Source organism: Herpetosiphonaceae bacterium (assembly GCA_036374795.1).
GTDB lineage: Bacteria > Chloroflexota > Chloroflexia > Chloroflexales > Kallotenuaceae > LB3-1.
On the sequence record DASUTC010000204.1, the window covers coordinates 1 to 2,601 of the forward strand.

General features: G+C 64.5%; 1 protein-coding gene. It reads left to right on the forward strand.

All coding sequences use genetic code 11. The features are described 5' to 3' along the window. On the forward strand, positions 1 to 2,601 hold a 2,601-nt coding region (locus tag VFZ66_15610; protein HEX6290616.1), incomplete at both ends, for an amino acid adenylation domain-containing protein.

Genomic DNA, 2,601 nt, shown 5'->3' on the forward strand with positions numbered 1-2,601 from the left:
ATTCAGTTGGATGTTGCCCGTCGATGTGAATGTGCGGGTCTTCGAGCGTGCCTGGCACTATGTTGTCCATCAGCATCCGATTCTACGTACCGCCTTCTTTTGGGAAGATCTCGATGAGCCACTGCAAGTCGTTCGGCAACAAGTCACGCTGCCCTTCACCTACCTTGATTGGAGCCACCTCCCCGCCGACGAGCAGGAAGCCCAGCTCTCAGCCTATCTGCAGGCCGATCGTCGGCAGCCCTTCGATCTGTCGCGCGCCCCGCTGATGCGGGTAGCCGTGATGCGGGTCGGTTCGCGCACATGCTCGATCGTCTGGAGCTATCATCACCTGCTGCTGGATGGCTGGTCAGTGCCGCTTGTCTTGCACGATGTCTTCATGGCCTACAGCGCCCTCTTGCAGCGTCGGATACCGCGCCTGCACTGGCGACGCCCCTACCGCGATTATCTCACGTGGTTGCGCGGACAAGACCTGAAACAGGCTGCGCGCTACTGGCACCAGCGTTTGCAGGGCTTTAAGACACCAACGCGCCTGCCGCTTGATCGTGATCCAGGGAGCACGGTCCTCCCCACCGATCAGGCTGCGACCGCTCAGATCGTCCTCTCGGCAGAAGCAACGGAGATGATTCAAGCCCTGGCCCGGCACAGGCACCTGACGATCAACACCTTGGTCCAGGGCGCGTGGGCGCTGCTGCTGCACCACTACAGCGGCGAGCACGATCTGGTCTTTGGCGTGACCGTTTCGGGACGACCCACCGACCTGCCGGACAGCGCATCAATCGTCGGATGCCTCATCAACACGCTGCCAATCCGCATCCGGATTCGCTCGGATGTCACGCTGCACGACTGGCTGCACGCGCTGCAACGTCAGCAGGCCGAGCTCTCCCGGTATGCGTACAGCCCGCTCGCGCAGATACAGCGCTGGAGTGATGTTCCGGGCGGACAACCGCTCTTCGAGAGCATTGTCGTCTTTGAGAACTACCCCGCCCAGGTGTTTGGTCAGTCGCCGCATCTGCGAGTCTTCCAGCGCACGAATTATCCGCTAACCGTCATCGCCGTACCCCAGCCGTCGCTGACGGTGCGTATCGGCTACTCACCCCACCGCCTGGATGAGATGACCGTCAAGCGGCTTCTAGAACAGCTTCGGTTCGTTCTGGAGGGTATGTCCGATCAGATGGATCGGCCGGTCACGGCTCTTAATCTACTCACGCTGGCTGAGCGTGAGCGCCTGCTCGTGGCCTGGAATGCCAGCCAGCAGCGCGCGCCGGTGGAGCAGTGCCTCCATACCTTATTCGATGCGCAAGCGCTGCGCACGCCCGATGCGGTTGCGGTCGTCTGTGCGGATCAGCATCTTACGTACGGCGCGCTCCAGGCACGGACGAATCAGCTCGCGTGGTATCTTCAGCAGCGCGGCGTCGGTCCGGAGGTGCTCGTCGCGCTCTGTATGGAGCGCTCGGTTGATCTGATCGTTGCGATCCTGGCGATTCTCAAGGCGGGCGGCGCCTATGTTCCGATCGATCCGGCCTATCCCGACGAGCGTCGCCGCTTCCTGTTCCAGGATGCCAGGGCGAGCCTGCTGCTCGCCGATGGCACCGCCATGTCCTTCCCGGCACCGCCCTCGGTGACGATGCTCGACCTGGCCCAGCTCGCTCCCACGCTGGACGCGCTGCCCACCACGTCACCACCCTGCCGCACGACGCCCGACCATCTGGCGTATGTGATCTACACGTCAGGCTCGACGGGACAGCCCAAGGGCGTGATGATTGCACACCGCAGCGCGGTCAACCTCGTCACCTGGGCGACCGGGGTCTACACGCCTGCGGAGCTGGCGGGCGTGCTCTTTGGCACCTCGATCTGCTTCGATCTGTCGATCTTCGAGCTGTTCGTGCCGCTGAGCTGCGGCGGCTGTGCGATCATTGCCGAGAGCGCGCTGCAGCTTCCAGACCTGGCCGCGGCGCAGCAGATCACCTTGATCAACACCGTGCCATCCGCTGCCGCCGAGCTGGTCCATCGCCGCGCCATTCCCGCCTCGGTCCGGACGATCAACCTGGCCGGCGAGGTGCTGCCGCTGCATCTCGTGCAGCAGCTCTACGAGCAGACGCCCGTGCGGCAGGTCGTGAATTTGTACGGTCCATCGGAGACGACGACCTACTCGACGTGGATGCCGATACCGCGCGCGATCGAGCGGGCGCCCTCCATCGGCCGCCCGCTGGCGCAGACCCGCGTGTACCTTTTGGATCGCACCTGGCAGCTCGTGTCGATCGGCGTGATCGGCGAGATCTCTATCGGCGGCGCGGGCGTGGCGCGCGGCTATCACCAGCGACCGGATCTGACCGCCGCCGCGTTCATCCCCGATTCATTCAGCGCCACACCCGGATCGCGGCTGTACAAGACGGGCGACCTGGCGCGCTATCGGCCGGATGGGACGCTCGAATTTGTGGGCCGGACCGACCAGCAGGTCAAGCTGCGGGGCTACCGCATCGAGCCGGGCGAGATTGAGGCCGCGCTGGTGCGGCATCCGGCGGTCCGCGAGGCCGTGGTCGTCGTGCGCGAGGATCGGACAAACGAGCAGCGGCTCATCGCGTACGTGGTCGCGGGATCGGG